Source organism: Mesorhizobium sp. M7A.F.Ca.US.011.01.1.1 (assembly GCF_003998295.1).
In the GTDB taxonomy this organism is placed as follows: Bacteria; Pseudomonadota; Alphaproteobacteria; order Rhizobiales; family Rhizobiaceae; genus Mesorhizobium.
In genome coordinates this window covers 1-1,469 of record NZ_RZRT01000163.1, presented here as the reverse complement: position 1 = coordinate 1,469, position 1,469 = coordinate 1, and the positions used below count along the sequence as shown (strand labels likewise).

The 1,469-nt window shown below is 58.9% G+C and carries 1 pseudogene; it reads left to right on the top strand.

Going from position 1 to position 1,469, the window contains the following annotated elements:
- Nucleotides 1-1,373, top strand: a pseudogene (locus EOA13_RS37040) (type VI secretion protein); the annotation flags it as partial.
- Between the last annotated feature and the right edge of the window lie 96 nt (nucleotides 1,374-1,469).

Genomic DNA, 1,469 nt, shown 5'->3' with positions numbered 1-1,469 from the left:
ACCGTGCGCTATCCGACATCACGGCCGAGCTTTCGCGCATGTCGATCGTGCCGGTTCGCGAGACACTGAACACGGAACTGGCTTTCTGGGCGCAATTGCCGGGAAATTTCAGCTACATCGCGCGACGTGCGTTGATCTCGTCACTTAACTTCGCCGGTCTTTTCTCAGGACACAATTTCCCGTCCGGCCAACGCGAGCGGCTGCACTGGAAGCGGCCCATCGCTTTGCTCGAAACGACCAGCCAGACGGCCTACTACTTCAATTTCCACGTTCACGATGTCGGGCACTTCACGGTGTTCGGCCCGACCGGCTCGGGCAAGACCGTGGTGCTGTCGTTCCTGATGGCGCAAGCCATGCGCATCATGCCGCGGCCCCGATGTGTTTATTTCGACTATATGCGCGGCGCTGAAATTTTCGTTCGGGCGCTCGGCGGTCGCTACGAGGTGATGGAACCTTCCCAGCCGACCGGGTTCGCGCCATTGCAGCTCGAGGACACGGCAGAAAACCGTTCTTTCCTGGAAGATTTGCTCCTCTACATTCTGACGCCGGAAGGCGGCGCGCTTGATGTGGCGGAGATGCGCGTCATCAACGCCGCCGTCGATATGATCTACAAGATCCCACGCGAAAAACGGACCTTCGACCTGCTGCCGGAAGTGCTGCGGGGCTCGCTCATGCCTGGCATGAATGATCTGGCCGCGCGAATACAGCCCTGGCTCGACCCCAAGGACAAGGGCTGGCTTTTCAACAATCCCGTCGATCTCATCGATTTCTCGAAGCCGGTGGTCGGGTTCGACATGACCAGGATCCTGAGTGACCGAAAGCTGCGTTCGGCGGCGTTGCTCTACATCTTCCACCGTCTTGAGGACGTCATCGACGGCTCGCCGATCATGCTCTTCCTCGATGAAGGCTGGAAGCTGTTGGACGACGAGGTTTTCGCCGCCTTCATCAACGAGACACTGAAGACCATTCGTCGCCGCAACGGCGTGGTCGGCTTTGGCACGCAGACGGCGGAAGACGTCGTCAATTCCTCCATCTCGTCGTCACTCATCGAGCAAACGAAGACCAACATTTTCTTCCCTAACCCGAAGGCGAGCAAGGAGTCCTACATGGAGCGCTTCTCGCTGACAGCGAAGGAATTCGAGTTCGTGCGCCGAACCGCGAAGGAAACACGCACCTTCCTCGTCAAGCACGACAGCGACTCGATTGTCGCCAAGCTCGATTTGTCGGCGATGCCCGATCTCATCAAGGTTTTGTCCTCGAACGAAGCCAATAGCAAGGAATGCGCCCGGCTTCGGGAGACCTTCGGCGACGAGCCTGAAATGTGGCTGCCATACTTCTGCGGATGGGAGAACGAGCATGACGAAGCGGCTTAGTAGCGCTTGTCTGGTCGTGGCTCTCGCGACGGCGGAAAGCATGAGCGGGGCTGTCGCTCAGATCGCGGTCATCGACGGGCAGAGCCTCGACAAGCG